Origin of the sequence: Nocardia sp. NPDC052112 (genome assembly GCF_040680135.1) — a bacterium.
GTDB lineage: Bacteria > Actinomycetota > Actinomycetes > Mycobacteriales > Mycobacteriaceae > Nocardia.
This window is the reverse complement of record NZ_JBFAWD010000006.1, coordinates 102683-128337: the sequence shown is the minus strand read 5'-3', so window position 1 is coordinate 128337 and position 25655 is coordinate 102683. Positions and strand designations below refer to the sequence as shown.

The window sequence follows — 25655 nt, the reverse complement described above, 5'->3', positions numbered from 1 at the left end:
TCGTGGGCAGGTTCGAGACTCGGCAGTTCGTAGCTCTCCCACGGGAGGGCGTGACCGCACTGGAACTGCTGCGAGCCGGTCATACCATCGAGCAGGCGGCTGGGCGGCTGGCCGATGCCGAGGGCCGCGAGTTCGATGTGCTGACCTTCGTCGAAGCGCTGATTGGGCTGGATTTCGTGGCCGAGGTCGACGGGCGGACGGTGCCATGTACCCGGCCGAGGTCGGCGTCGTTTCCGTGGCTGCGCCCCGAACATGTGCGATTCGCACTCAGCCCGATTCTTCCGGTGCTGTTCGGTTTTCTCATGGTCGGCGCGGCGGCGACCCTTGTCGAGCGACCCGACCTGCTGCCGGGCTTCCGCAACCTGCTGTGGAGTCCTGATGGCAGCATCGTATTGGCACTCAGCGTCACCGCGGGCTGGTCGCTGGTGTTCGTTCACGAACTGGCGCATTTCGTGGTCGCGCGCGCGACCGGCGTGCACGCTCGGATCCGACTGGGTACGCGCCTGCAGTTCTTGGTGGCCGAAACCGATATCAGCGGAATCGAACTCGCGCCACGGCGGCACCGGCTCACTGCCTATCTGGCCGGTATGTCGACAAATTTCTCGGTCGCGGCTGTCGCGGTCATACTCGCAGCCGCGACGCCCCCGGCCACGACGCCGCACCGGATGCTGGCCGCGGTCGTGGTGATCGCATTGCTGCCCTTGCCGTTTCAGTTCATGGTGTTCATGCGCACGGACGTCTATTTCGTGCTGCAGGACCTCACGTCTTGCCGCGACCTGTACGGTGACGGCCTCGCATACGCGCGCTATGCCGGAAACCGGCTGCGGCATACGATCTTTCGACACTCCGAGACGACAGCAGATCCCAGCCTCCGCCTACCGCCGCACGAACGCCGTGCGGTGCGCGTCTACAGCATCGTTCTGGTCGTCGGAACCGTACTGTGCTTGACCGCGATGGTGACCTTCACCCTGCCCGTCGATCTCACCTTGATCTACCGCGCAGTCACCAGGCTCGGTCCGAGCCAGCCGGTAGCGACCAACCTCGACAGCATCGTCGTTCTGCTCATCCTCGGCACCCTCCACACTGTGTGGGCCGTGACCTGGTGGCGCCGCCACCGGGTGAAACGGCGGTAGGACAACCTCGCCGTCATCGCACACCGGATGTCCAGAGCCGATCGTCGAGACGGCCGGGGCGTCAACTCATCGGGTCGCGGCGAGTGCGGTCACAGAATCCGTGATCAGTGCAACGAGCCTCGCGCGGTTGGCGCGCGGCACCCGAGCCTCCAGCTCGGTCGCCAGGGCGGACCGGAACTTCTCCCGCATGGCGGCGCCCTCATCGGTCAGGACCGCTCGGGTGATCCGGCGATCGTCGGGATCGGTCTCCCTGGCGATGAAACCGCGCCGCGCCAGGCGATCCACCATGCCGGTCACATTCGTCTTATCGCAGCCGAGCAATCCCGCAAGCTCACCGAACGACGGTCGGCGGTCGGATAGCAGGCACAGCAGTTCGACTTGTTGCACGGTGAGCCCGAACCGGCGCGATATGGCGCCGTACAGCACGCCCACCTCGCGATACAGGGCGGCAAAGGCCGCAGCCAGATCCGGATTCTGCGAGGTCATGCCCAATAGTTTAGATGATCGACAGTTGACAATCTCGAATGAACTAGTCGATGCTATCAACTATCGATGTCATCATCTATTGGAGGCAGTCATGCCGGTCGCGCTCGTCACCGGAAGCTCACGCGGTATCGGCCGCGCCATTGCCGAACGGCTCGGCGCCGACGGTGTGGCCGTTGTCGTGAACTACCTCTCGGATCGGACCGCGGCCGAACAGGTCGTGGCCACCATCGAAGCCGGCGGCGGGCAGGCGGTCGCCGCCCGGGCCGATGTGGCGGATCCGGACCAACTGATCGGCCTCTTCGAGACGGCCGAACAGCACTTCGGCGGACTCGACATCCTGGTGAACAATGTCGGCACCGCGACCTTCGGTCCGATCGCCGATGCGACCGACGACGAGTTCGATCTGATGTTCGCCACCAATACGAAGGCCACCTTCATCGCGCTGCGCGCGGCGGCGAATCGACTGCGCGACGGCGGACGGATCGTGGTCGTATCCTCCGGAGTGACGGCGACACATCGACCGGGTTCGGGAATCTACGCCGCCACCAAAGCCGCGAGCGAGGCACTCGCTCGAGTACTGGCCAAGGAACTCGGACCGCGTCGCATCACCGTCAACAACGTACTGCCCGGCGCCGTCCGCACCGAGGCGCTCGCCGCGGCGCGCAGCCCGGCACTCACCGCAGAGGTGATCGAGCAGACCCCGCTCGCCCGGATCGGCGAGCCCGCCGATATCGCCGATATCGTCGCCTTTCTCGCCTCCCCCGATGCCCGCTGGATCACCGGCCAATCGCTGCACGCCGGCGGCGGACTCTTTTGAGCCGTGCCCCGATCAGCTGGACCTTTGCGTCCCACGAGATGAAAGACGCGACCGAGTTGGCGGATGACGGTCGGCCCCGGACACGGGACCGACCGATTCACCTCATCGGGAGATGTAACCCAGCACATTCGGCTGGAAGAAACTCCCGATCTCGCCGGCTTAAAGGCACTCGATTATCGAATTCGACATGTGCGACCCGATGCCCTCGAATACGATCCGATGCCGAGCGAACGAAATCAGCGGCACCGTCGAGTCCGGCTTACTTACCGGCAGCGTTGTACGCGGCGACGATGTCGGCGGAGATCCGGCCCCGCGCCGATACCTTGTGCCCGTTTTTGCGAGCCCATTCCCGGATAGCGAGCGATTGGTCCCGATCCACCGGTGATCGAATGTCCTTCCCAGCGACTCTGGTTTTGGACCTGGACTTCAGCCGCCCCAGCTTGCGGGCGTTCTCCGTCCAAGGCTCCAGTAGCTGACGGAGCTTTCCAGCATTCTTTGTCGACAGATCTATTTGATAGGTAACCCCGTCGAGGGAGAACTCAACGGTCTCATCGGCTTTCGATGCGCCATCCAAGTCATCGACCATGGTAACGGTCACTTTCTTCGCCATGAGTCAGCCCTTCATGTGTGAGCATTTCTGCGGCATGCTGATGGTAGCTGCCACTATATCGAATATTGCAGCACGATATGTTGGTTACACAGGCAGACATTGGTCTACAGCACAGCGGACCGGGATATCGCCGATTAGTGAACAGACTTTTCCGCCGAAGCAATTCCGAGCACCGGCGTATGCGAAAGTCGAGCGATGCCCGACATCTGCCGGAACCCGCCCGACGAGCATTACCAGAATGACCCCGTACCTGCGCACCGGCGCACAAGCAGGCAGACGACGATCATTGGAATCGTCTGATAAATGCAAACCGCCCACTTTCCGAACGGCCGAACCGACTTCGCGCCACTACCGGTCCGACCAGCACGGCTACGACCGATTCTCAGTGCTTGTCCGCGTCTCCGATTGCGCCTGACCCTCTCCTCAGCACACCACGGTCGAGGTGAGCTACCGCTGGGAGACGGCGTGACCGGGTCTGGCTATTGCTTGCCGCGGCGGGCGAGAGCGCAGGCAACTGTGCGTGTCGAGAAAAGTCTCGACACGCACAGTCGTGGTAGCTCAGCGGCCGGTGGAGCGGTTTACATCTGCGCCCAAACGATCTTCGTCTGCAAATACGTTTCCAGACCTGCCCTACCGGACTCGTAGCCCCACCCGGATTGCTTGTATCCGCCGAAGGGCATGGAGTGGTCGAAGACCATCTGGCAGTTCAGCGACACGGTTCCGGCCTGCATTTCTTTCGCCAATCGGTGTGCGCGGCCGAGGTCCTTGGTCCATACAGTGGCGGCCAGACCGTAGGTGCTGTCGTTGGCCAGCGCGATCGCCTCTTCTTCGGTGTCGAAGGGCAGGATGGTGACGACGGGCCCGAAGATCTCCTCCTGGAAGAGGCGGCTGGTGGCGGGATCGACGTTGGTGACCACGGTGGGGTGCACGAAATAGCCGCGCCGATCGAGACGCCGTCCGCCGGTGACGATCTCGACGCCGTCGGACTTGCCCTGATCGATGTAGCCCAGCACACGGGTGAGCTGTTTGGCGCTGATCAGCGGGCCGATCATGCTGCCCTCTTCCTTCGGCCCGCCCAATTTGAGGTTGTTCGCGATATTCGCGACGCCTTCCACGACCTGTTCGTAGACGCCGCGCTGGACGATAACGCGCGAGCCGCACACACACGCTTGGCCCGAGTGCACGAAGGTGCCGAATCCGGCCATGGTTATGGCCATGTTCAGGTCGGCGTCGTCGAAGATCACCACCGGCGACTTCCCGCCCAGCTCGAGGGTGACCTTGTTGAGGTTGCTGATCGCCGAGGCTTTCACGATCTCCCGACCGACTTCGGTGGAGCCGGTGAAGGCGACCTTGTCCACGTCCGGGTGGGCGGTGATCGCCGCGCCGGTGGTGTGCCCATAGCCGGTGATCAGGTTGACCACACCGTCGGGCACGCCGGCCTCGGCGAGGATTCTGTCCAGCACCAGCGCCGAGAGTGGGGTCTCCTCAGCGGGTTTGACGATGCTGCTGCACCCGGCCGCGAGCGAGGGGGCGAGCTTGGCGCAGTAGTTGAAGACCGGACCGTTCCACGGGAAGATCAGCCCCACAACGGGATAGGGCTCTTTGAGGGTGTAGGCGTGCTGATGTGATTCCACACCGGTGAGCCCACCCGTGTTCACGTCGTGGGCGATGCCGTCGATCTTGGTGCACCAGCCCGCGTAGTAGCGGAACCATTCCGAACCGACGGCCACGATGGTCTCGGCCTGGTTCTGCGGGATACCGGCGTTGAGCGATTCGAGTTCGGCCAGGACGGCGGCGTTCTCGTCGATCAGATCCGCGATACGCCAGAGCACCTTAGCCTTCTGGCTGCCCGCCAGGTTCTTCCATACCCCCGACTTGGACGCGGACTTTGCCTGGGCCACGGCGGTATTCACGGCCTCGGCTCCGCCATCGGTGAACTCGGTGATCTGCTCCTCGGTAACGGGATCGATGATCGGAATCACCTCGCCGGTCCCGGGACGTTCACGGATCTCGTCCAACACTGACTGCACCGTCATGAGTATCACTCCTCGCGCGTCTGCGACTTGTTCGATCGGGACGGCCCCGCCCTGGCAACCCGCCGTCACCTCGTAGATTAAGCGCTTAACCAACCCCTGTCCAGGGGCGACATCGAGCATCGGTGGGCGGCGGCGGCTCGGTCTACGTCGAGGCGCGGACGATGAGCCGGGCGATGTCGGTGGGCTCTGGACTCGACGGCACCGGATACCCCAGTTCGGCGAGGACTGCCGCGATCGCGGCGCTGGCGACCGCGGCCGGATCGAACTCAACGGTGGTCAGAGGAGGTGAGCTGAACGCTCCCATGGGGTTGGCGTCCACCCCGATCACGGCGAGGTCGTCGGGGCAGCGGAGTCCGGCAGCACGGATACCGAACAGCACCAGGCCCGCGATCTCATCGCTCTGCGCGCACACGGCGGTCACCCCGTCACGCACCCACCCGGCCACCACCGCCGCGACATTGTCCGCGGTCACCTCGCCCACACTGATGGACGGCAGATCGCGTAGGCGGGCAGCCTGAGCCACGCCCTCGAACCAATAGTCGCCCAGGGCACGCCATTTCGCGATTCCGGTGTAGGCGAAGGCGATCTTGCGGTGCCCACGCGAGACCAGATGCCCGACCCGCAACGCGCCGACCGACAGCAGCGGATCCCCGAGCGCGGGCAGCAGCCCGATCTCGATATGCGGCACCTTCGCCGCCTGCACCGCGGTGCGTACGCGGCTGCTCAGCGGAAACATGCTGACGACCGCGGTCGGATCGAGATTGCCGATGGCATCGACGACCTGCTGATCGTCCTCGGTCTCGAAGATCTGCACCTGCAGCAAACCGTGGCGGGCAAGTTCGGTGGTCATCCGGTTACCCGCCTCGATCGGCATATCTCCGACCGCCACCCGCGGCACCACGTACAGCACCACACCGCCTTTACCGCGTGCCAGATTCCGCGCGGCGACATTCGGCCGATACCCCAACTGTTCGGCAGCGGCGTAGACCGCATCCCGGGTTCGCGCCGAAATCCGCTTGCCCTCGGCATTGTTCAGGACATAGCTGACCGTCGCGGTCGATACCTGCGCCAGCCGCGCCACATCGGCGTTCGTGGGCCGCGCGACCCTGTCCTCGACGCTCGACGCGTCACCCTCACGAGCGACCATGGCCTCATGATGGCACGCCGCGCCGACCACATCCGGGTCACCATCCCCCGGCACGCTGCTTGAAGAACTCCGCCGCGCGGCGGATCGAATTCTCCACCGGCTCGGGCTGCCAGCCGAGTTCCCGCTCGGCCTTGCCATGGTCGAGCGGGGACATCAACTCGGCCATACGCAACCCGACCGCGGCGAATGGGAGGTCGCGGTGCACCAAACGGGCGGCGAGGTCATTGCCGCGAGCAGCTGAGTAGAGCAATCTCAGGGGTAGCCGGATGCGCGGTGCGCGGACGCCAGCGGCATCGGCGGCGATCTCGTGGACCTCTCGGCTGCTCAGGTAGCGGTCCGAAACGATGTACCGCTCACCGACGCGGCCGTGAGTGCCCGCGAGGACCATCGCCCGTGCGGCGTCCGCGATGCCGACTACCTCCGAGGAGAAGTCGAAGTAGAACGGAAACCGCCCGGCGGCGACCCTGGCGATCACGGAGCCGTGGGGTGTCGGTGCCCAGTCACCGGGGCCATAGGTCGTGGAGATACACATGGCCACGGCCGGGAGAGACTTTTCCCGGACGTAGCGCATCACGAGATCCTCGGCCGCGACTCTGGCGGCAATGTAGGGACCGCCACCGTCCCAATTGTGCGGGTCGGCCTCGGTGACCGGATGACCGTCGCTGATGGCCAATGTTCCAGTGGTACTGGTGAAGACGAACCTGTCCGGTCCGGCCGCGACAGCGGCCTCGAGCACATGCCGCAAACCCTCGACATTGGTGCGGAACAGGGGTTTCGGATCACGCAACCACATCCGTGCGTCCACGACACAGTGGTAGATGACGTCACATCCGTTCATCGCCGAACGCAGCGCGGTGTCGTCGAAGATGTCACCGTAGACGCGTTCGACATCGAGATCGTCGATCCCGCGTGTAGAGCTGGTGGAGCGCAGCATCACCCGCACGTCCGCACCCTCGGCCGCCAACCGGCGGGTCACGTGGCTTCCCAGGAACCCGCTGGCGCCGATGACGAGTTTCTTCGACTGTGTCATGGCCGACCGACGTACTTACTTGAGCATGCTGCCCGCATCGATCGGCAGAGGTACGCCGGTGACGTAGCGAGATTCGTCCGACGCCAGGTAGAGCACCGCATTGCTGATATCGACCGGATCGACCCATGGCACCGGCAGGGTGTGGAACATTTGGCAGATCGGCTCCAGGTCCTTCGGGCCCGGATTCTCCAGGTCGGGGCGGAACAGCTTATAGGTTCCCTCGTTCAGCAACATCTCTGTGCTGACATGAGTGGGATGTACCGAATTGACCCGGATCGAGTGCTGCCCCAACTCGACGGCGAAGGTTCGCATGAGGCCGACCACGCCGTGCTTGGCCGCGACGTAGTGCCCGACATGCGGATACGCCTTGAGACCGCCGACCGAGCTGGTGAGGATGACGGAGCCGCCACGACCGGCCGAGATAATATGCGGCACACCAGCTTTCACAGTCTTCCAGACCCCGCCGAGGTTGACGCCGATCATGTCCTCCCACAGCCGTTCCTCGAGATCGACCAGCAGACCACCCTCGTTGCCGATGCCCGCGTTGGCGATGATGATGTCCAGTCGGCCCAACTGCTCGACGCCACTGTCCACCGCCGCCTTCAGCGCCGCGTAGTCGCGCACGTCGACCTCGGCGGTGACGACGCGCCGACCTTCGGCCTTGACGAGATCGGCGGTGGTCGCCAGATCTTGCGACGTCGGCATCGGAAAAGGTACGTTGTCCAGCTGTTTGCACACATCGACGGCGATGATGTCGGCGCCCTCCTGCGCCAGTCGCACGGCGTGACTGCGGCCCTGGCCGCGCGCAGCGCCGGTGATGAATGCGACCTTTCCTTCGACCCGTCCGGTCATGACTACCTCTATTCGTTGTGTTGATTCGTTGGTCAGGAAGTGAAGGCAGGCAACGTTTCCCACCCGCGGACGGTCGAGGTGGGCGACAGCTCGGCATTGGGCATGTCGACCTCCCACTCGGGAAACCGCGCCAAGATCTCCTCCAGCGCGATCCGCCCTTCCAACCGAGCCAGCGCCGACCCCAGGCAATAGTGCGTGCCCACGCTGAAGGTCAGGTGTTGGCGGGTGTCCCGATGGATGTCGAAAACGTCACCGTCCGTGGGGAATTGCCGATGGTCTCGGTTCGCCGCCCCGATGAGCATCATCATCACGCTGCCCGCCGGAACCGTCCGACCGTGCAGTTCGACATCCCGGGCTACATAGCGCGCGACGTGTGGTGCGGGTGGCTCGAAGCGGAGCAGTTCCTCGACCGCGTTCGGAATGAGTCGCGGATTCTCCACCAGCTCGCGCCGCTGATCGGGATGTTCGGCGAGCACCTTGCCCGCCCAACCGATCAGCCTCGTCGTGGTCTCGTTGCCGGCGCCGGAGACCACGTTGACGTAGATCAGCAACTCCTCGCGGGTCAGTCGCCGCACGGTGCCGGTCTCGTCCTCGAATTCCACGTTGAGCAGTTCGGTCATGATGTCGTCGGACGGGTGCTCCGCACGCCAGTCGATATACGCGGCGAAGATATCGCCGTTGGCAAGCCCTTCGGAGGCAGCCTTCATCGGCTGGCCGGCCTCGGTCCGCATCTGCTCGTTCGCGAAGTCGCGGATGGCTTCCTGATCTTCCTCGGGAATGCCGAGCAGCATGCCGATCGTGCGCATCGGCATCTGGGCGCCGATATCGCCGATGAAATCCAGCCGACCGGTGCCCACCAACGGATCGAGGCTGCGGACGCAGAACTGGCGAACCTTGTCCTCGAGTTCGCGAATCTTGCGCGGCGTGAACATGCGCGACAACAACTTCCGGTGGATATCGTGGATCGGCGGATCCTCGAAGATCAGAATTCCGGGCGGCATCTCGATGCCAGCCTTGATCAGTTCGAGGATGGCTCCGCGTGCGGAACTGTAGGTACCGGTGTCGAGCAGGCCCGCATTCACATCCGCCCACCGGCTGATCGCGTAGAAGTCGTGCTGCTCGTTGTAATAGAGCGGCATCTCTTCGCGGAGCCGCTGGAACATCGGGTAGGGATCAGCATTGAGCCGGACATCGTATGGGTCGTAGTAGATGTCTCTTATCGCACTGGTGGTCACGGAGACTCACCTCTCCTTCTCGAATTTCGAATTGCGGGTGTGTCGTCGCATGGCGGGGCCGACCCGCCTACGGGAGCTCGACCTTGCTGGTCAGCCAGCGACCGTCGACGCGGTCCACGGTCATCAGGACGCGGTTGCGGTCGACTCGCGGCGTCGGGTTCGTCACGTTCGTGATCTCGATGTCAACGAACAGCATGATCACGGCCTGGTTGTCCGAGGCCGACTGCACGCTGGCGGCGACCACATGCCCCTTGCTGACCGACTTGGCTTGCACCAGCATCGGTTTGAGCTGTTCGGCCGACTGGCTGTACATGTGCTCGAATTCACCGGTCGCGCCGTTGAGTACGGTCGCGAAATCGCTGTCGATATGCGATGAGTCGATGCTGGTCAGGGCCACCGCATAGTCCTGAGCGGCCGCCAACGCCGCCGCTCCCGCAGCTTGGCGATCGTTGCGGGTCTCGAGCTTCCAGCCGAACACCGCCGCGAGAACCACCGACACCACAACGAGCAACATCAAGATCCCCGTCACCGGCCGTGGCAACCATCGACGCCACCACCGCCGGGATATGTCGACGACGTCGGACACTTCGGCCTGAGCGGTCGACGACGCTGAATCACGACTCAGCTCATCGGGATTCGCAGCCCTGGGATCTCCAGCAGGAGCATCGTCGTCCGAGGCACCCTCGACCGACGCACGGTCGACCAGGACACTCGCGGCCGAGGCGCGCTCGACCGAGGCACCCTCCTCCGCCGAAGCACGGTCGACCAAAATACGTGCGCCCGAAAAACTCTCGACCGAAGCGCTCTCAGCCGCCACACTCTCAGCGGAGGGATTCGCCGCCGACACCTCGTCGATCGGTGCCGCTGCGGCACCTTCGGCGTCGGACGAGACCGAATCGTCAACCTGGTCAGCGGCTATCACCGAGCTTGTATTCATCCTTGCTCTCCTCTTCACGATCTCCTGCACCCTTGACTCGGTGCGCTATCCTCCTGGCACGAACGGGCCGCCGTAGGTCTGCGGAACGGAGTACGGCCCGGTCGGGGTCGGATCCGCGCGTTGCCGCGGATCGACGCCGGGTGGAATGGTCGCGGTGTTGTCACCGGGCGGCCGCGGCGCGTTCGCCGCGCCGCGCGGCAGGAGGGATGGGTCGGGATTCGTGCACCGCGCATGTAGATACGGTTCCGGGAAATCCGGAATGGAACCCGGCAGGCGCGGCACGTCGTAATCGCACGAGTACCGCGGGTAGGTACTCACCGTGGCCCAGACGCCGCCGTCGTGCATGGCGGAGGTGATGGCATCGAGCGTCGAGCCGGTGCGCTGCTGTGGGAAGAAGAATTCCCGCAGCGCCGGCACGTGTAGATAGGCCATCTGTGAGGTGGTGGCCAGGTTGCCGAGCAACTGCACCATGGTCGGCGAGTTGTCGGCGATGATCTTGTCCACCGCGGCCAGCGCACCCGGTGTGTTGTCGACGAGGGTCTGGTAGCCGCCGGTCATCGATCCGACGCCCGCCATCGTCTGTGACAGGTTCGCGGCGCTCGCCCGCAGCCCCGGAGTGACGTCGCCCAGCATGACGAGCACCGCCTTGCTGGTGTGCAGCAGCGAAACCGTTTGCGGCAGAACCGAATCCAGAGCGGCGAGCAGGAATATGCCGCCGTCGACGATGGCGGCCAGTTTCTCGGGACCGGCCGAACTCGCGCCGAGTTCGCGCACTATGGCCTCGATCTCGGCCGGATTCAATTGCGCCAAGGTGCCGCTCATGCTGCCGAGCATGGTGGCCAGCGTGACCGGCGTGGAGGTGCGGTCCTGGCCGACGATGTCGCCATCGGACAAATAGGGCCCGCTCTCGGACGAGGGCAGAAAATCCAGATACTGTTCACCCGCCGCCGACAAGGAAGCGACCCGTACGCTCCCTGACAGCGGAATCCGCACGCCGGACCGGATGGACGCGACGGCGAGGACCTTGTCGCCGTCGACGTCGACCGACCGCACGCGCCCCACGCGGACGCCGCGCAGGGTGACGTCCTGACCGGGCAACAGGCCACCCGATTGGGTCAGTTCGACCCGCACTTCATACTGCGACCGGAACGGATTGAGCTGCAAGGACCCCAACAGCAGATACCCGACACCTACGAGCAGGACCAGCAGCAGGCCGAGGCAGGAGGTCAGCTGGCGGTGGCGCGACAGTCGGCGCACCATGTGCACCAGCACCCGCGCGGGTAGCTCCAGCATTACGTTGCGAATGGCGGCTGTGTTCATCGGCCCGGCTCGACTTTGTCTTTCAAGCGGTTGAGGGTGTATTCCAGCGATCCGACGAAATCGACCCAATCCGTGGCATCCGGCATTCTCGCCCCGGAATCTGCGGGAGTGTTCGGATCCGGCAGTGCGCCGATGGCGAGCCGGGCGACATCGACGTTCACGTGCGCGGACGAAGCACTCGTCACCTTGATAATGAGCGGAATGATCCCGATGAGTGCGTCGAGATTCGCATTCGGATTGTTCGCCGCGGCGTTCATGCCGTCGGCCAGCTTATCGACGGATTCGATCAGGCTGCCGTCGTTCGTGCCGTTCACCGACGGGTACCGGGCGATCTGCCGCGTAATCCGGTTCACCTGCCCGATCAGATCGACTATCCCGCGGGTGTTGTCGCCGATGACCCGCAGAGCCGGTCCGGCCGCGGCGAGAACGTCGGTGACGTCGTCGCGCCGCGCCACCATCGTCGCACTCAAATCGCCGGTCGCCACGAGGATTTCGCGGATCCGGTCGGACCGAGCCGCAAGGTTGTTCACCAATTGCTTGGTCTGCTCGACCATCTCGGCCAAGCGATCACCGCGCCCACCCACGGCCGCGCCGAGACTATTGGCCAGGCTGGTGATGTTCTCGATGGCACCACCGTTGACGAATAGGGCGGCTCTGGTGAGCACTTCCTCGATGGTGGCCGCCGCCGAGGTCGACTGCAGTGGAATGCGTGCGCCGTCAACCAGATCGGGCGCCGCTGGATCGGGATGGGTCGGCCGGGCGAGTGCGACGAAGACGTCGCCCATCGGTGTGGCCGAACGCAATTCGGCGGTGGTCCCGGCAGGCAGCCGCACACCGGATTCGATCCGCATCACCACGACGGCCGTGTAGTTCTGGGCCCGCATCGAATCGACCTCCCCGATATCGGCGCCATTGAGCCGGACCTTCGCTTTGGCCGGCAGGTTGAGGGCGTTGGCGAAGGTGGCCGTCAATGAATAGCTGTCGCTGCCGATACCCGGCGCCGGTAGCGGGAGCTTGTCCAGGCTCACCGAGCATGCGGTGACAGACCAGGCAGCGGTCGATACCGCCACTGCGACAGTGAGGCGCACGAGGCGGCGCGAACCGAATCTTTTCATATTCCCGTCATCCCTGCTATTTCGGCGGCATTCCCGCGATCGCCGCGAGCAGCTGGCCGACACCGAAGTCTGGTCCCATATCCCGCACGGTTCCGGTCGCGCAGCCGAGGTCCGTCAGTCCCAGGAGATTGCACACCGATTTGAGCATCTGGCCGTCCAGCAAGAACCTGTCCAGGCCGACCGTGCCGCGCAGTGCGCCGACATTCTGGTCGATGGCGTTGTACGCGTTGTCCGTTACCAGCGGGAAGACATCGAGAAATTCCGCCAGATTGTCGTTGTAGTCGGCCATGGATTTGCTGATTGTGTTCGAATTCGAAGCCAGCACGCGCAGATTGCCTTGATTGCGCTGTAGGAGATCGCTCATCTGGATGATGATCTGATTCAGTTGGGCACCGGTATCCCCCGCTCCCAGATTCAGGTCGGCGAGGATGTCGCTCAATGTCCGCACACCGGAACCGAATTCACGCAATGCCTGATCGTTGCGGGCGGCGGCCGCGGTCAAGGCGTCGAGATTCTGGACGACCGAGGTGATGGCCGCCCGAGTCGCGGCCCCATTGTCCGGGCCGAGTTGCAGTGCGCGCGACAGTTCGCTCATCGCATCGCGCAGGTCGTTCCCGTTACCGGCCACGATCTGCGAGCCGATACCGAGCAGCCCGGCGACCGGTCCCTGGCCATTGCCATCCCCACTCAGCGACGTGGACAGTTTGTCGGCCATTGCCAGCAGGCTGTCGAATTCCACCGGTGTTCTGGTGCGATCGGTGGTCAGGACGGTGTGGTCGGCCAGCACCGGGCCGCCGCGATACACCGGAGTGAGTTCGACATGCCGGTCGGTCAGGACGGAATCCGACACGACAACCGCCTGGGCGTCGGCTGGAATCTCGACCCATTTGTCGATATCCATGGTGACGTCGACGTGCGTCGCCCGCGCTTGAATTTCGACAACCTTGCCGACCCGCATGCCGAGTACCGAGACGGCGTTGCCGGTGTACAAGCCGTTCGCATTCGTGAATTGCGCGACGATCGTGATCGACCTATCGGTCAGCCCGGCGATCGGACCACCGGAACATCCCCCGACAACGGCACCGATCAGCGCGACGACCGCCAGTTTCACCCCCCGGATCACGGAACTCATTTGCGGTCCTGGGGGTGATCGATGAACCGGTCAGCCCGCCCGTTCGGGCCACTGGAACATCCCGCGACGACGGCGCCGCTGAGAGCGATTGGGGCTGGTTTCATTTGCAGTCCTGGAGGTACGGAGGCCGGTTGACTTGTTTCGCGTATTCGCTCAGCGCACACATGAACGAATCGATGAAGGCGCCATCGGGTCCATTGCCCACCAGTTCCTGACCGGTCCCGGTGGCATTCGCGAATAGCCGCCACGGCACCGGCAGGATCTGCAGAATGTTGCGCATCAGGTCGTCGTGACCGGCGATCATTCCCGTCATCTGCGTCAGATTGGTGAGCAGTTGCTGGATTTCCGGCCCGTCGTCCACCGCGACGGGCTTCAACTGTTGGACCAGCGTGGTGGTGGCCCTCAGCAAGTCTTCGATGGCGTGCTGCCGAGAAATGATCTCCTGCAACACATTCCGGCCCTGATCGACCATTGCCGACAGTTCGGCCTGCTGATCTCGCAGCACCGTGGTCACCTGCTCGGTGCTGCTCAGCAGCGAGCCGATCTGGGTGCGTCGGTCGGCGATCACGGCGGCGAGGGTCCTGATGTTCTGCAGCATCTCGGGCATCAACGCCGGGGTACCGCGCAGTTGCTCGGTCAGGGCGTTCATCGTCTGCGCGACCCGATCGGCATCGATAGTGCTGAAGGTCGTGGTGGCGTTCTGCAGCGCGGTCTGCAGGTCGTAAGGCACTTCGGTGTGCGATAGCGGGATCGAATTGCCTTGTAGGTGCCCCGATCCGGCGGGACGGAGTTCGATATAGCGCGACCCCAGCAGTGTCGTCAGTTTGATGGCGGCGCCGGTATCGGATCCCAGGGGCAGGCCGCGCCGCAGTTTCATGGTCACCACCACGTGGTCCCCGGCCAGCCGCGTCCCGGTCACCGTGCCGACCTGGATACCGGCGAGAGTCACCCCATCGCCGGAGCTGACACCCGCGGCCTGCGCGAAATCTGCCCGATAGGTCTGTGTGCCGAGGTGCAGCGAATTCACAAATACCGTCACCCCGATGACGGCCGCGAGAACGGTGACCGCGACCAGGCCGATTCGCAATTTGCTCCGGTCCTCGAGCGGACGGCCGCACATCCGTTGCCACAGTCGTTTCGGTCGTCGCATCATCTCTGCCTCACCTGCAGATCGCCGAATTCTCGACCTCGCCGCTGGGGCCGGCCGACCCCAGAATCGCCACGAGCAGCGGATCGAATCCAGGGAGCATGCTCACCGACACGTCACAGACGTACGCATCCAGAAAGGCGCCATTGTCGGTAATGCGGGCCAATCCCTTCAGCAGAAACGGCAGGTTGAAACCCAGGTAAGCGAACTTCTCCCGGTTGTCCATGAAGTGCTGGGCGAATCCCGGTCGGCGATCGACGAACGCGGCCAGCGCTGGACTCGCACCGCGCACCACCTGCGCGGCCTGCCCCAGCACACCGGAGATCGAATCGACCTGTTGGAACAGCACATCGCGGTGTTGCGCCAGCGCATCGAAGATCCTGCGCGTCTGCTGCACCACCGTCCGCAGGTTGCCGCTCTGCTTCGACAGATCACCCAGTACCGCACCGAGATTGTCGATCACCTGGCCGAGAACCTGGTCCGGCCCTGCGAATGTCTGTGCGAGCGAGGCGGTTTCGGCGATGAGGGTGGTGATCGCGCCATCGTCGCCCTGTAGCGCTCGGACCACGGCGGCACTGATGTTGTCGACCTGCTGCGGATCGAGCACGCTGAACAGCGGCTCGAATCCGTTGAGCAACTTCGAGATATCGAACGACGGCTCGGTGTGCTCGACCGGGATCTGCCCGCCCGGCGGCACGACCCTCGGATCACCGAATTCACGCAGCGACAGTCCGACATAGCGTTGCCCGATGAGGTTCTGATAGGTGACCGTCGCTGCCGTATTGCCGTACACCACCTGGCCGCGCTGGACCTCGAAGGTCACCTTCGCGCGGATACCGTCGAGCTCGACGGCGTGCACCCGGCCCACTCGCACCCCGGCCATGCGCACGTCGTCACCGGCATGCAGTCCGGAAACGTCGGTGAATACCGCCGAGTACGTATCGGTCTCCCCGCTGACATCGCGTGACAGCGTGACATACATCGTCCAGGTCAACGCGACCGAAACCACCAGGAATGCGATCAGGCCCAGCAACGGCTTGCGGTAACTCATCGAGGCTCTCCTGTCGGAGCGGGGATATCCGGTGCCGGGGTGAACTGCACGTCATTGCCCCTGAGCAACGGGCCGAACAAAATGTCGGCCGCGGCGTTGGGCCCGCCGCCGAGGATCGAGGCGATCGCCTGCTGCTCTTGCGCGCTGCCGACCGGCCCCACGTTTCCACCGATCGAAGCCGAATAACTCGCCGGTACAACGGCATTCGGGCCGATGATGGTGGGTCCGCCGACCGGTCCCGTCGCGCAACTGGGACCTTCGAGTTCGCCGTAGCGGGGACAATCAGCGCGTGTGTACTGCCGATGTGGAGTGAGCTCGAGGATGATCTTGGCTGGCATGTTCTGATCCTCGGCATCCCACAGCTTGTGGAATTTCCCGGCCAGCTGGGTCAGCGAAATGGTCATCGGGGTGAAGTTGCGACTCCCCTCGCCGATCGTGGCCAGCGCCGGGGACAGTTTGCCGGTGATGTCGGTGATCGTGCCGGTGTTGTTCTCCAGCGCGGTGGCGACCGTTGCGGAGGTGTTCAGACCGCCGGTCAGCAAGGTCGCCAGTTGGTCGTTGCGCTCTGCCACCGCGCGCATCGGGCCCACCGCGTTGTGGACCGCACCCAGCAGGTCCGGCGCCGAAGACCGAAGTCCGGCAATCGCATCCGACAGCGCGTCGAGTGTGGCGGCCGTCCCGTCAGGCGCCATCGCCGCGTCGAGTGCTTGCGCGATCCGGGTCAGTTCGGCACCCGCGCGCACGGCCTCGGCACCGTGGCCGCTGGTGGCGCGTTCGACAACGGCCAGGATGCCGAGGGTCGGATCCGATCCGGAACGTCCTGCGGCGGCGGCGATTCGGCTCAGCGCGGTCAACGATGTCTGCAGGCGGACCGTCTCCAGGCTGCGATCCTGCGGAATGCGCGCACCCGCGGCGAGCGGCGCCCCGCGGCCCTTGCCGACCAATTGGACCGACGGCACCGCGAATACATTGCTCGGCACGACCCGCGCGGTCACCGTCGCCGGAATTCCCGCCACGTATTCGGGTTTCAGGTCGATCTGCACATAGTTCGGGCCGCCCTCGCTGGACGGGGTCACGCTGTCGACCTGACCGACCAGAACACCCTGAAACTTCACATCCGAACGCGGTGGCAGGCCATCACCGACATCGAGGAGAACCGCCGTGACCTGTACGGTTTCTCGGAAAGCGCCTTGGGATCCGGCGATCATCACAACCGTGGCCACCGCGAGGACCAGCAGGAACGCGATTCCCCGCAGCAGCAGCTGCCAGTCGGGCAGGACCTTGCCGTCGGATTCGAACGCAATCGACATCTGCTACCCACTGATTCTCGCGCCGGCGTCGAAGCCCCACAGCGTCATCGTCATCAGCAGATTCACGAAGATCATCGCGGTGATACTCGCGCGCATCGCGCGTCCCGCCGCCACTCCGACACCTTGCGGCCCGCCCGAGGCGTAGAAGCCGAAATAGGTTTGGATCGTCGTGGTGAGGACGACGAAGACGACCGCCTTCGACAGGGAATAGACCATGTCGGTGCCGCTGAGCACCAAGCGGAAATAGTGTTCGTAGGTACCCGGCGCCTGCCCGCCGGACAGGCCGACGACGACTTCCACGGTCAGGTAGCTGATCGCCAGACAGGCCAGGTACAGCGGAATCATCGCCACGATCGACGCCAGCATCCTCGTGGTCACCAGATACGGTATGGGTCGAATCGCGATCGCGTCGAGAGCATCGATCTCCTCGGCAATGCGCATCGACCCCAGTTGTGCGGTGAAACGGCAGCCCGCCTGCGCCGAGAAGGCGATCGAGGCCATGATGGGTGCCAACTCACGGGTCACCGCCGTCGAGGCAATCATCCCGGTGGCCGGTGCCATCCCCAGTAGTTTCAGCGCGCTGAAACCCTCGACACCGACGATGGCTCCCGCCGCGGCACCGAGTACGAGAATGACCTGCCCGGTTCCGCCGCCGACGACGACGGAGCCGTTTCCCCACGTCACGTTCGACAGAATCCGCAGGAACTCGGCGCGATAGTGCCGCAGCACCACCGGAATACCGCCGAGCACGCGGACGAAGAAGGTGGCCATATACCCGAGCCGCATGACAGGAGCGGACGCCGTCGTCCCAGCGACCACGACCGGCCGAATTCCTGGCGGGTAGTAGTGCGACGCCATCAGAGTGTCGTCCTCGGGAACAGGAGCGTGTACAACTCGGTGAGCCCCGCATTCACCAGCATGAGCAGGATGATGGACGCGACCACGGCGGCATTCACGGAGTTCGCGACGCCGCCCGGACCGCCCTTGGTGCTCAACCCCTTTTCACACGAGACAACGGTGACGATGACCGCGAACACCACGGCCTTCACCATCGCCAGGTAGAGGTCACCGACCCTGGCGAAGGAGGAGAACGTAGCCAGATAGCTTCCCGGGGTGCCGCCCTGGACATAGACGTTGAATAGATATCCGGCCACGAATCCGACGAAGCAGCTCAGGCCGGTCAGTCCAAGGGCGACCACGATTCCCGCGGCCAGGCGGGGCACCACCAGCATCCGCAGCGGCGAAACGCCCATGACTTCCATCGCGTCGATCTCTTCGCGAATCGTTCGCGCACCGAGGTCCGAGCAGATGGCGGATCCGACGGCCGCTGCCAGCAAGATGGCCGTGACCATCGGTGCGGCCTGTCGGATCACCGCAAGACCACCGGCGGCACCGGCCAGCGAGGTCGCCCCGACCTGACCGGCCAGCAGGCCGAACTGGATCGACATCGTCGCACTGATCGGAAGTGCCACCGCAATGGTCGGCACGTACGCGGTTTTGGCCATGAACACGGCCTGCTGCACGAATTCGCGGAAGGGAAACCGGCCTCGGGCGATGTCGACGAACAAGTACTGCACCGCCCGCACCGCCAGCACGACCTGTCCGCCGACGGTCTCCAGGGATGCACCGGGATGACGGCGCAGATATCCGCCCGCCCACAGCCTGATCTCCCCGACCGCGGACCGCTCGACGACCTCACCCGGAGCGACCGGCATCGTCACCCCCGACATCACGTGTGCCTGGAGCTATCGGTGGTACCGGACTGTTCGGCGTTGTCTCGCCTCGTGACGACGGGAACGCCGGTATTGCCGTCGCTGACATCCGGTTCGATATCCGGGCTCATCCGGTCCGTGCGGGCTGCCCAATCCTTGGTGTCGATGGCCAGGCAGTAGCGCGCCTCGGCCTGTGTGAGTTCGTGAACGGTGTCGAGCGTCGTTGTCATCGACATGGCCCTTTCCGGCTTCGAGCACCCCAGAGGTGGTGGCCGACATCGTGGTCGCGCCGTCTCGGGCTCGCCTCCGTTTGCGTCGCGAGTCACCTTCGGGTACCATTATCGAGTATTCGATAATCTCTATCAATTATTCGATGGTTCGACGGTAGGGCAGAGCGGGAAGGGAGTCAAGATGCGTGGTGCGATATCGGCACCAACCGCGCGTGTCGTCGATGTCGTGGAGTTGCTGGCGCGTCGGGGCAACGTGCGGTTGCGCTACAGCGATATCGCGCGCGAATTGGATATGACCCTGGCCACCACGCATGCGATCTTGAAGACTCTGCACGATCGTGGGTGGGTCACCCGCGATCCTGCGGGCAAGGCGTACGCGCTCGGACCCGGGCTCGCTGTCGTGGCAGCGGCGGTGCATACGCGTCCGTTCGTCGAGGCCGCCCGTGCCGCCACGGTCGAGCTCGCGGCCGAATTCGGTTACGCCGCATCGGTAACCGAGAAAGTCGCCGACTCCCTGGTGATCACCGCATTCGAAGGCGGCGAGCGACCGTGGCCCGGTGACCGCATCCCCTATGCGCCGCCGTTCGGCGCCGTGTTCGTGGCCTGGGATACCGCCGGCGAACGCCGCGCCTGGATCGAGCGGGCGGCGCCGACGAATACGGCAATCGCCGAGCGCCTGGACCAGGCACTGACCCGGATTCGCGACCGCGGCTTCGATGTCGACTACACCTCACCCGCCATTGGACGAGCCGCCAGTCTCATCGGCACGCTCGACACCGGCACTATCGCACTGCCATCGAATATCCAGGAGACCCTCGACAAATTGCGCGTGGAATTCACCACGCTCGGATTTCCGGACACCACCTCCGGCCAGCCCCAAGCGGTCTCCGCCATCACCGCGCCAGTACTCGACCCGCACGGACACGTGGCGCTGCTGCTCTCGGTCCACCCTCTCGTCGAAATCCCGCCGGAACAGATCGACACCATCGGCAACCATCTGATCCGCACGACCACCGCGATCTCCGGCACCGCCCGATCCGGTGCGCGCACCGAGCCCTGACCGTGCGCCCGCCCCGGGCTGAGCGGTCGTGATCTCACATGCCGAACAGTCTCTGCTCCGCGATCGGATCCAGGTACAGCCGGGTGAGTTTCGAACTCTCGATGCGCCAGCGATCGCCGTCGAACGCGTAGGTTTCGTGATAGTGCCCAAATCCGATGACTCGGACGTTGCCGGGCCAGATCAGCAGATCCTGCAGCGCCCAGACACCGGTCGCCGCATTCGGGGACCGCACCTCGATTTCGGGCATATGCCCCTGATGGACGGTCCGGGCGGAACCGATGGTGGCCTGGAGATAGGCGATGAAGGCGTCCGCTCCGACCGTGATGATGCCGGCCGAGCCTGTCGTGTCGACCACGACGTCGGGGATCAACTGCTGCCCGAGCAGCTCCCAGTCCTTGGTGTCGATCGCCCGAAAATAGCGCGCCTTGACCTGCTTGATCGCGTAGACACTCGCTGGGTCCGACGCCGCCGCGTGAACCGGGTCCGCGGATACCCGTGCCCGCACCCCGCCAGCCAGACCAAAGGCGGCCGCCCCGGTCCCCATCATGAACGTTCGCCGCGTGTAGGTCATGACTGATCCGACTGCAGGCGAGTCGATTTCATCGCCGTAATCACCCAGCGGCCATCGCGGATGCCGTAGGTGTCGCGATCGTGCCCGAACGACAGCAAGCGTCCGCCATCCGCCCGGACCAGCAGCACCTGCACTGCCCACGTTCCGGTTGCCGCGCCCATACCGGTGATCGCGATTTCGGGCATATGCCCGTGATGGACCGTCACCGTATTCCCGTAGTCGCGTTGCAGCGCAGCCACATAGTCCGCTGCTCCCGTAACACGTTCACCCCCCACCGCCGTCGTGTCCACGTCGATGTCATCGGCGAGAACGGAGCCGAATGCCGACCAGTCCTTGGTATCGAGATTGCGGAAATAACGCGCCTTGAGCGACTCGATCGCGTTGATCGCCTGCAATGTATCCGGATCCACTGCGGTTCCCACTCTTCCTGTTGTCGACTTTCGCGACCTGCCACCACACCGTCGTGCAGAAGTTCCCGCAGCAGGGCTATTTATCGACTATTCGATATATTGAATCGCATATTCGATAGCACCTTAAGTTGGCGGTGAAACCACGTCAAGCCACACTGCGCAACTCGGCATTTGCCAGGGAACGCCGAGGACACCGCGCGGCGCGCCGAAAACCAAGGCCAACTCGGTGTCTGTGATTGCGTGGCGTCATCAGCGGCGTCCCGTCGAGATATGACGGACGGATTCGGGTTTCGCGTTCGGCGCCGGTGCTGCGCGTGAATTACCGGTGGTGGCTGGACTGATCGATGGCGTCGGTGGTGGCGGCCCAGGTAGCGAGAAGTTTCAGGCCGTCGGCCGCGGGGGTGTTCGGTGCTGCGGTGTAGACGAGGAGGGTGAGTCCGGGGTGCGCCGGAAATTCCATCGCTTCGAAGTTGAGCTCGAGTGGACCGACCGCGGGGTGGTGCAGGTTCTTGTGGCCGGTGCGGTGGAAGCGGACGTTGTGGGCAGCCCAGCGAGTGCGGAAATCCGCACTGCGCGTGGAGAGTTCGCCGATGAGTTCGATGAGCTGCTTGTCGTGAGGATTGCGTCCGGCTTCGGAGCGAAGCATGGCAGCGATATCGTCGGCGGCACGGTCCCAGTCGACGAAGAACTCGCGCGACGCGGGGTCGAGGTAGATGAATCGGGCACTGTTGGCGGGCCGACGCGGGTCGGCGAGCAGTGGGGCGTAGAGGGCGCGGGCGAGGTGATTGGCGGCGAGCAGGTCGTGGCGGGCATTGCGTACCCAGGCCGGTGCGTCGGTAATGGCGTCGAGTACCTGCTGGATCGTCGCGGTCACACCGACAGGTGCGTGGGCGCGGCGCTGCCGCGCGACAGGCGCGGAGGCGGCGGCGCGGGCGAGGTCGAACAGGTGAGTGCGCTCGGCTTCGTCCAATTGGAGGGCGTTGGCGAGGTTGTCCAGGACGCCGTAGGAAACACCGGCGAGATTGCCACGTTCGAGCCGAACGTAGTAGTCGATACTCACGCCGGCCAGCAGAGCAACCTCTTCGCGTCGCAGTCCGGGCACGCGCCGGTTGCCACCGTAGGCGGGCAGCCCGGCTTGTTCGGGGGTGATGCGGGCACGCCGGGAGATGAGGAATTCGCGGACCTGCACACGCTGGTCGTCCATGGCGTCCACGGTAAACGCGCCGACGCCGGGCGCGGGAGGTACTGCGATTACCTGGAACAGCGGTGACTCCCGCGAGTGCGGTCGAAGGCGTGTACTCGATGCGTGGCCACGACTGATGTACCGACACCCCGCCCCAGCAACGCCGCGGCGATCCTCGCGATCGTGTTGCTCGGCTACTTCATGATCCTGATGGATGCCTCGATCATCTTCACGGCATTGCCGACTATCCGCGCCGCGATGGGATTCTCCGCGACCGGGCTGTCGTGGGTGCAGGACGCCTACACACTGGTGTTCGGCGGGTTGCTGCTGCTGGGCGCCAGGGCCGGGGACCTGCTGGGGCGCCGGCGGGTGTTCGTCGCCGGGCTGGCACTATTCGCGGCGGCGTCCCTGCTGGTCGGGGCGGCACCGGCCGGGTGGTGGCTGATCGCGGCGCGAGCCGTCCAGGGCGCGGGTGCGGCGATCGTCGCCCCGTCGTCGCTGTCGCTGCTGACCGCGAGCTTCCCCGAGGGGCGTGCGCGGTCGAGGGCTGTCGCCTGGTATGGCGCGACGGCCGGGCTCGGCGCGAGTCTGGGCCTGGTCATCGGCGGTGCGCTGACGCAATGGGTGTCCTGGCGTGCCGGATTCGTCATCAATGTGCCGATCGGTGCCGCGATGATCGCGCTGGCACCGCGGTTTCTGCCGGAAACCTCGTCCCGCCGTGGGCATTTCGATCTTACCGGTGCGGTCACGGCGACACTGGGCGTCGGCGCGATCGTGTTCGGCACGATTCGTGCCGCCGAATCCGGATGGACGTCGCCGGTGACGGTGGCCGCGCTGCTGACCGGTGCGCTGTCGCTGGTGGGGCTGATCGTCGGCGAGCGTCGTGCACGGCAGCCGATCATGCCGCTGCGGCTGTTCGGCAGCCGTGTCCGGGTCGGCGCCTATCTGGCCCGGCTGTTGTACATGGGCGCGATGATCGGGTTCTTCTATTTCACCACCCAGTTCCTGCAGGGCGTGCTCGGTTTCAGCTCCTTCCAGGCCGGTCTCGCGTTCTTCCCGATGACCATCGTGAATTTCGTTGTCGCCATGGCGATTCCGAGGTTGACCACCCGATTCGGTCAGATGGTTCCGCTGACCGTCGGTGTCGCGCTGACACTGCTCGGCATGATCTGGCTGAGCCGGGTCCACGCGGGCAGCTCATATCTGGATGCGATCGCGGGCCCGATGGTTCTCATCGGCGCCGGACAGGGACTGGCATTCGCTCCGCTGACTTCGGCGGGAATCACCGGAGTCGACGCACGCGACGCGGGTGCTGCTTCCGGCCTGGTCAACACCTTCCACCAGTTCGGCATGGCACTCGGCCTGGGCCTGCTGGTCACCGTCGCGGCGCATTCCGGAACCGAATCGGCCACCCCGACCGAGCACGTCGCGACAGCGCTGACCGCCGGTTCGATCCTGCTCGCGGCATGCCTGGTCACCGTTGCCGGGTTGATCGTTCCCGCTCGCCATGCCACCGCGCGGGTTGCGATTCGGGTGACGAGTAAGCGCATTCCGCAGAAACCACAACCCGGTACGACAACACTTGCAAATAACTGAAAAGTAGCTCATACCGTTCGAGGAGTAGCGCCATGCGACAACTGAACAAGACGCCCTCGCAGCACGGACCCGCCGAGTGGTTCACCGGCAACGTTTGGTTCGACCAGATCTATGAGGGACAGGAGCCGTCGCGGGCCCGAGTCAGCGCGGTGCATTTCGCCCCGTGCGCGCGAACCGCCTGGCACACCCACGCGGTCGGGCAGACCCTGCATGTCACCGAGGGCATCGGGCTCGTTGCCTCCCGCGACGGTGCGGTCATCGTGATGCGGCCCGGCGATACCGTCTACACCCCGCCGGGCGAATGGCATTGGCACGGTGCGGCCGCCGACCACTTCATGACCCATCTGGCGATCTGGGAAGGCACGGGCGACCCCGACGTTCCCGAGACCACCTGGGGTGAACACGTCACCTACGACGAATACGACCGGGCGGACAAGCAGGCCGCACAGTAGCGGAACACTTTGTAACAGAGAGGCATTCGACCAATGCGCGCGACTTACATGTACGGTCCCGGCGATGTCCGGGTGATCGATGTTCCAGACCCGACCATCCGAACCCCCACCGATGCGCTGGTGCGTGTGGTCCGTGCCTGCGTCTGCGGGTCCGACCTGCACCCCTACCACTCCATGCCGCCCACCCCACAGGGCAGTTCGATGGGACACGAGTTCATCGGCGTCGTCGAAGACATCGGCGGCGACGTGCACACCGTACGGAAGGGCGACCTGGTGATCGCCCCCTTCGCGTGGTCGGACGGCACCTGTGATTTCTGTCGTGAAGGCTTGCAGACGTCCTGTCGGCACGGCGGCTTCTGGAACTCCGGCGACGTCGGCGGCGGACAGGCCGAAGCCGTGCGGGTCCCGCTGGCCGACGGCACCCTCGTCCCGGTTCCCGTCGAGGAAGACTCGCCGCTGATCCCGTCGCTGCTGACCCTTTCCGATGTCTATGGCACCGGCTACCACGCCGCTGTCCGAGCCCGCGTCGACGCCGGCACTACGGTCACCGTCATCGGCGACGGCGCGGTCGGACTGCTGGCCGTGTTGTCCGCCGAACAGCTCGGCGCGCAACGCATCATCCTGATGGGACGACACAAAGACCGCACCGATCTCGGTCAGGAGTTCGGCGCGACCGACATCGTGGCCGAGCGCGGCGCGGAGGGCATCGCGAAGGTTCATGAGCTCACCGGCGACGGCACCCATGTCGTCATCGAAGCCGTCGGCCATATGCCCGCTTACCAGCAGGCGGTCGGCGTCGTCCGCCCTGGCGGTGTGATCAGCCGAGTCGGCGTGCCGCAGTACGAGAACGCACCGGTGGGATTCGACAGCCTGTTCGGGCCCAATATCACACTCACCGGTGGGCCTGCGCCGGTGCGAGCCTATATCGACAGACTCCTGCCCGGCGTCCTCGACGGCAGTGTCGACCCAGGCAAGGTGTTCGACCGCGAGATCGGTCTCGACGCCATCGCCGACGGCTACCGCGACATGGACAATCGCACAGCCCTCAAAGTCCTCGTCCGCCCCTGACGCGAACGATGACCA

At 64.8% G+C, this 25655-nt stretch carries 26 protein-coding genes; 6 read left to right on the top strand and 20 right to left on the bottom strand.

What is annotated here, in order from left to right; genetic code table 11:
- Nucleotides 1-2 precede the first annotated feature (2 nt).
- A complete protein-coding gene (locus AB0L58_RS13205) occupies nt 3-1133 on the top strand; it encodes a site-2 protease family protein (protein ID WP_364385961.1) in 1131 nt (376 codons plus the stop codon).
- Between the two features lie 66 nt (nt 1134-1199).
- On the opposite strand, the gene AB0L58_RS13200 is transcribed toward AB0L58_RS13205, so the two are convergent.
- The gene (locus AB0L58_RS13200) at nt 1200-1619 is read right to left on the bottom strand and encodes a MarR family transcriptional regulator (RefSeq protein WP_364385958.1); all 420 of its coding nucleotides are present in this window, start codon (nt 1617-1619) and stop codon (nt 1200-1202) included.
- 91 nt (nt 1620-1710) lie between these two features.
- On the opposite strand from AB0L58_RS13200, the gene AB0L58_RS13195 reads away from it, so the two are divergent.
- Nucleotides 1711-2436 (top strand): SDR family oxidoreductase, encoded by a 726-nt coding sequence (locus AB0L58_RS13195; RefSeq protein ID WP_364385955.1) that lies wholly within the window; start codon nt 1711-1713, stop codon nt 2434-2436.
- Nucleotides 2437-2695: 259 nt separating this feature from the next.
- Here the strand turns inward: AB0L58_RS13195 and AB0L58_RS13190 are convergent, their stop codons facing one another.
- From AB0L58_RS13190 to AB0L58_RS13115, 16 genes are all read right to left on the bottom strand, one after another.
- The gene (locus AB0L58_RS13190) at nt 2696-3046 is read right to left on the bottom strand and encodes an Lsr2 family protein (RefSeq protein ID WP_364385952.1); all 351 of its coding nucleotides are present in this window, start codon (nt 3044-3046) and stop codon (nt 2696-2698) included.
- A gap of 578 nt (nt 3047-3624) precedes the next feature.
- Nucleotides 3625-5082 carry an aldehyde dehydrogenase family protein gene (locus AB0L58_RS13185; RefSeq protein WP_364385949.1) on the bottom strand — a complete coding sequence of 486 codons (1458 nt, stop codon included), beginning with the start codon at nt 5080-5082 and terminating at the stop codon, nt 3625-3627.
- A gap of 142 nt (nt 5083-5224) precedes the next feature.
- Entirely contained in the window at nt 5225-6229 is a 1005-nt protein-coding gene (locus AB0L58_RS13180; RefSeq protein ID WP_364385946.1) for a LacI family DNA-binding transcriptional regulator, read from the bottom strand.
- A gap of 37 nt (nt 6230-6266) precedes the next feature.
- A complete protein-coding gene (locus AB0L58_RS13175) occupies nt 6267-7259 on the bottom strand; it encodes an NAD-dependent epimerase/dehydratase family protein (protein ID WP_364385943.1) in 993 nt (330 codons plus the stop codon).
- Between the two features lie 15 nt (nt 7260-7274).
- Nucleotides 7275-8111 carry a mycofactocin-coupled SDR family oxidoreductase gene (locus AB0L58_RS13170; RefSeq protein ID WP_364385939.1) on the bottom strand — a complete coding sequence of 279 codons (837 nt, stop codon included), beginning with the start codon at nt 8109-8111 and terminating at the stop codon, nt 7275-7277.
- 32 nt (nt 8112-8143) lie between these two features.
- Nucleotides 8144-9346 (bottom strand): cytochrome P450, encoded by a 1203-nt coding sequence (locus AB0L58_RS13165; protein ID WP_364385936.1) that lies wholly within the window; start codon nt 9344-9346, stop codon nt 8144-8146.
- A 67-nt stretch (nt 9347-9413) separates the two neighbouring features.
- Nucleotides 9414-10283 carry a hypothetical protein gene (locus AB0L58_RS13160; RefSeq protein WP_364385933.1) on the bottom strand — a complete coding sequence of 290 codons (870 nt, stop codon included), beginning with the start codon at nt 10281-10283 and terminating at the stop codon, nt 9414-9416.
- Between the two features lie 45 nt (nt 10284-10328).
- Nucleotides 10329-11603: an MlaD family protein gene (locus AB0L58_RS13155; protein WP_364385930.1), complete on the bottom strand. Its 1275-nt coding sequence runs from the start codon at nt 11601-11603 to the stop codon at nt 10329-10331.
- Nucleotides 11600-12718: an MlaD family protein gene (locus AB0L58_RS13150; protein ID WP_364385927.1), complete on the bottom strand. Its 1119-nt coding sequence runs from the start codon at nt 12716-12718 to the stop codon at nt 11600-11602. Before AB0L58_RS13150 ends, AB0L58_RS13155 begins: the two co-directional genes overlap by 4 nt.
- 16 nt (nt 12719-12734) lie before the next feature.
- Nucleotides 12735-13850: an MCE family protein gene (locus AB0L58_RS13145; protein WP_364385924.1), complete on the bottom strand. Its 1116-nt coding sequence runs from the start codon at nt 13848-13850 to the stop codon at nt 12735-12737.
- Nucleotides 13851-13950: 100 nt separating this feature from the next.
- Complete coding sequence (locus tag AB0L58_RS13140; RefSeq protein WP_364385921.1) at nt 13951-15003, bottom strand: MCE family protein; 1053 nt, start codon at nt 15001-15003, stop codon at nt 13951-13953.
- A gap of 7 nt (nt 15004-15010) precedes the next feature.
- The gene (locus AB0L58_RS13135) at nt 15011-16048 is read right to left on the bottom strand and encodes an MCE family protein (protein ID WP_364385918.1); all 1038 of its coding nucleotides are present in this window, start codon (nt 16046-16048) and stop codon (nt 15011-15013) included.
- Nucleotides 16045-17358, bottom strand: coding sequence for an MCE family protein (locus AB0L58_RS13130; RefSeq protein ID WP_364385915.1), 1314 nt, complete (start codon nt 17356-17358; stop codon nt 16045-16047). The genes AB0L58_RS13135 and AB0L58_RS13130 overlap by 4 nt, the downstream gene beginning before the upstream one ends.
- Nucleotides 17359-17361: 3 nt before the next feature.
- Nucleotides 17362-18216 carry an ABC transporter permease gene (locus tag AB0L58_RS13125; RefSeq protein WP_364385912.1) on the bottom strand — a complete coding sequence of 285 codons (855 nt, stop codon included), beginning with the start codon at nt 18214-18216 and terminating at the stop codon, nt 17362-17364.
- Nucleotides 18216-19088, bottom strand: coding sequence for an ABC transporter permease (locus tag AB0L58_RS13120; RefSeq protein ID WP_364385909.1), 873 nt, complete (start codon nt 19086-19088; stop codon nt 18216-18218). Before AB0L58_RS13120 ends, AB0L58_RS13125 begins: the two co-directional genes overlap by 1 nt.
- Nucleotides 19088-19300, bottom strand: coding sequence for a hypothetical protein (locus tag AB0L58_RS13115; RefSeq protein WP_364385906.1), 213 nt, complete (start codon nt 19298-19300; stop codon nt 19088-19090). Before AB0L58_RS13115 ends, AB0L58_RS13120 begins: the two co-directional genes overlap by 1 nt.
- A gap of 181 nt (nt 19301-19481) precedes the next feature.
- On the opposite strand from AB0L58_RS13115, the gene AB0L58_RS13110 reads away from it, so the two are divergent.
- Entirely contained in the window at nt 19482-20360 is an 879-nt protein-coding gene (locus tag AB0L58_RS13110) for a helix-turn-helix domain-containing protein (protein ID WP_364385903.1), read from the top strand.
- Nucleotides 20361-20394: 34 nt separating this feature from the next.
- On the opposite strand, the gene AB0L58_RS13105 is transcribed toward AB0L58_RS13110, so the two are convergent.
- The 3 genes from AB0L58_RS13105 to AB0L58_RS13095 form a co-directional block, all read right to left on the bottom strand.
- The gene (locus tag AB0L58_RS13105) at nt 20395-20931 is read right to left on the bottom strand and encodes a nuclear transport factor 2 family protein (protein ID WP_364385900.1); all 537 of its coding nucleotides are present in this window, start codon (nt 20929-20931) and stop codon (nt 20395-20397) included.
- Nucleotides 20928-21353 (bottom strand): nuclear transport factor 2 family protein, encoded by a 426-nt coding sequence (locus AB0L58_RS13100; RefSeq protein ID WP_364385897.1) that lies wholly within the window; start codon nt 21351-21353, stop codon nt 20928-20930. The genes AB0L58_RS13105 and AB0L58_RS13100 overlap by 4 nt, the downstream gene beginning before the upstream one ends.
- A 307-nt stretch (nt 21354-21660) precedes the next feature.
- Nucleotides 21661-22545 (bottom strand): helix-turn-helix transcriptional regulator, encoded by an 885-nt coding sequence (locus AB0L58_RS13095; protein WP_364385894.1) that lies wholly within the window; start codon nt 22543-22545, stop codon nt 21661-21663.
- Between the two features lie 102 nt (nt 22546-22647).
- On the opposite strand from AB0L58_RS13095, the gene AB0L58_RS13090 reads away from it, so the two are divergent.
- From AB0L58_RS13090 to AB0L58_RS13080, 3 genes are read left to right on the top strand one after another with little or no spacing between them, the layout of a single operon-like run.
- A complete protein-coding gene (locus AB0L58_RS13090; RefSeq protein ID WP_364385891.1) occupies nt 22648-24120 on the top strand; it encodes an MFS transporter in 1473 nt (490 codons plus the stop codon).
- A gap of 32 nt (nt 24121-24152) precedes the next feature.
- Nucleotides 24153-24572 carry a cupin domain-containing protein gene (locus AB0L58_RS13085; protein WP_364385888.1) on the top strand — a complete coding sequence of 140 codons (420 nt, stop codon included), beginning with the start codon at nt 24153-24155 and terminating at the stop codon, nt 24570-24572.
- Between the two features lie 33 nt (nt 24573-24605).
- Nucleotides 24606-25640: an alcohol dehydrogenase catalytic domain-containing protein gene (locus tag AB0L58_RS13080; RefSeq protein ID WP_364385885.1), complete on the top strand. Its 1035-nt coding sequence runs from the start codon at nt 24606-24608 to the stop codon at nt 25638-25640.
- The last annotated feature ends 15 nt before the right edge of the window (nt 25641-25655 follow it).

What these genes read in the sequence shown, in the direction of transcription:
- AB0L58_RS13200 (WP_364385958.1), bottom strand. Translation starts at nt 1,619, where the DNA reads ATGACCTCGCAGAATCCGGATCTGGCTGCGGCCTTTGCCGCCCTGTAT.
- AB0L58_RS13195 (WP_364385955.1), top strand. Translation starts at nt 1,711, where the DNA reads ATGCCGGTCGCGCTCGTCACCGGAAGCTCACGCGGTATCGGCCGCGCC.
- AB0L58_RS13190 (WP_364385952.1), bottom strand. Translation starts at nt 3,046, where the DNA reads ATGGCGAAGAAAGTGACCGTTACCATGGTCGATGACTTGGATGGCGCA.
- AB0L58_RS13185 (WP_364385949.1), bottom strand. Translation starts at nt 5,082, where the DNA reads ATGACGGTGCAGTCAGTGTTGGACGAGATCCGTGAACGTCCCGGGACC.
- AB0L58_RS13180 (WP_364385946.1), bottom strand. Translation starts at nt 6,229, where the DNA reads ATGGTCGCTCGTGAGGGTGACGCGTCGAGCGTCGAGGACAGGGTCGCG.
- AB0L58_RS13175 (WP_364385943.1), bottom strand. Translation starts at nt 7,259, where the DNA reads ATGACACAGTCGAAGAAACTCGTCATCGGCGCCAGCGGGTTCCTGGGA.
- AB0L58_RS13170 (WP_364385939.1), bottom strand. Translation starts at nt 8,111, where the DNA reads ATGACCGGACGGGTCGAAGGAAAGGTCGCATTCATCACCGGCGCTGCG.
- AB0L58_RS13160 (WP_364385933.1), bottom strand. Translation starts at nt 10,283, where the DNA reads ATGAATACAAGCTCGGTGATAGCCGCTGACCAGGTTGACGATTCGGTC.
- AB0L58_RS13155 (WP_364385930.1), bottom strand. Translation starts at nt 11,603, where the DNA reads ATGAACACAGCCGCCATTCGCAACGTAATGCTGGAGCTACCCGCGCGG.
- AB0L58_RS13150 (WP_364385927.1), bottom strand. Translation starts at nt 12,718, where the DNA reads ATGAAAAGATTCGGTTCGCGCCGCCTCGTGCGCCTCACTGTCGCAGTG.
- AB0L58_RS13145 (WP_364385924.1), bottom strand. Translation starts at nt 13,850, where the DNA reads ATGAGTTCCGTGATCCGGGGGGTGAAACTGGCGGTCGTCGCGCTGATC.
- AB0L58_RS13140 (WP_364385921.1), bottom strand. Translation starts at nt 15,003, where the DNA reads ATGATGCGACGACCGAAACGACTGTGGCAACGGATGTGCGGCCGTCCG.
- AB0L58_RS13135 (WP_364385918.1), bottom strand. Translation starts at nt 16,048, where the DNA reads ATGAGTTACCGCAAGCCGTTGCTGGGCCTGATCGCATTCCTGGTGGTT.
- AB0L58_RS13130 (WP_364385915.1), bottom strand. Translation starts at nt 17,358, where the DNA reads ATGTCGATTGCGTTCGAATCCGACGGCAAGGTCCTGCCCGACTGGCAG.
- AB0L58_RS13125 (WP_364385912.1), bottom strand. Translation starts at nt 18,216, where the DNA reads ATGGCGTCGCACTACTACCCGCCAGGAATTCGGCCGGTCGTGGTCGCT.
- AB0L58_RS13120 (WP_364385909.1), bottom strand. Translation starts at nt 19,088, where the DNA reads ATGTCGGGGGTGACGATGCCGGTCGCTCCGGGTGAGGTCGTCGAGCGG.
- AB0L58_RS13115 (WP_364385906.1), bottom strand. Translation starts at nt 19,300, where the DNA reads ATGACAACGACGCTCGACACCGTTCACGAACTCACACAGGCCGAGGCG.
- AB0L58_RS13110 (WP_364385903.1), top strand. Translation starts at nt 19,482, where the DNA reads ATGCGTGGTGCGATATCGGCACCAACCGCGCGTGTCGTCGATGTCGTG.
- AB0L58_RS13105 (WP_364385900.1), bottom strand. Translation starts at nt 20,931, where the DNA reads ATGACCTACACGCGGCGAACGTTCATGATGGGGACCGGGGCGGCCGCC.
- AB0L58_RS13095 (WP_364385894.1), bottom strand. Translation starts at nt 22,545, where the DNA reads ATGGACGACCAGCGTGTGCAGGTCCGCGAATTCCTCATCTCCCGGCGT.
- AB0L58_RS13085 (WP_364385888.1), top strand. Translation starts at nt 24,153, where the DNA reads ATGCGACAACTGAACAAGACGCCCTCGCAGCACGGACCCGCCGAGTGG.
- AB0L58_RS13080 (WP_364385885.1), top strand. Translation starts at nt 24,606, where the DNA reads ATGCGCGCGACTTACATGTACGGTCCCGGCGATGTCCGGGTGATCGAT.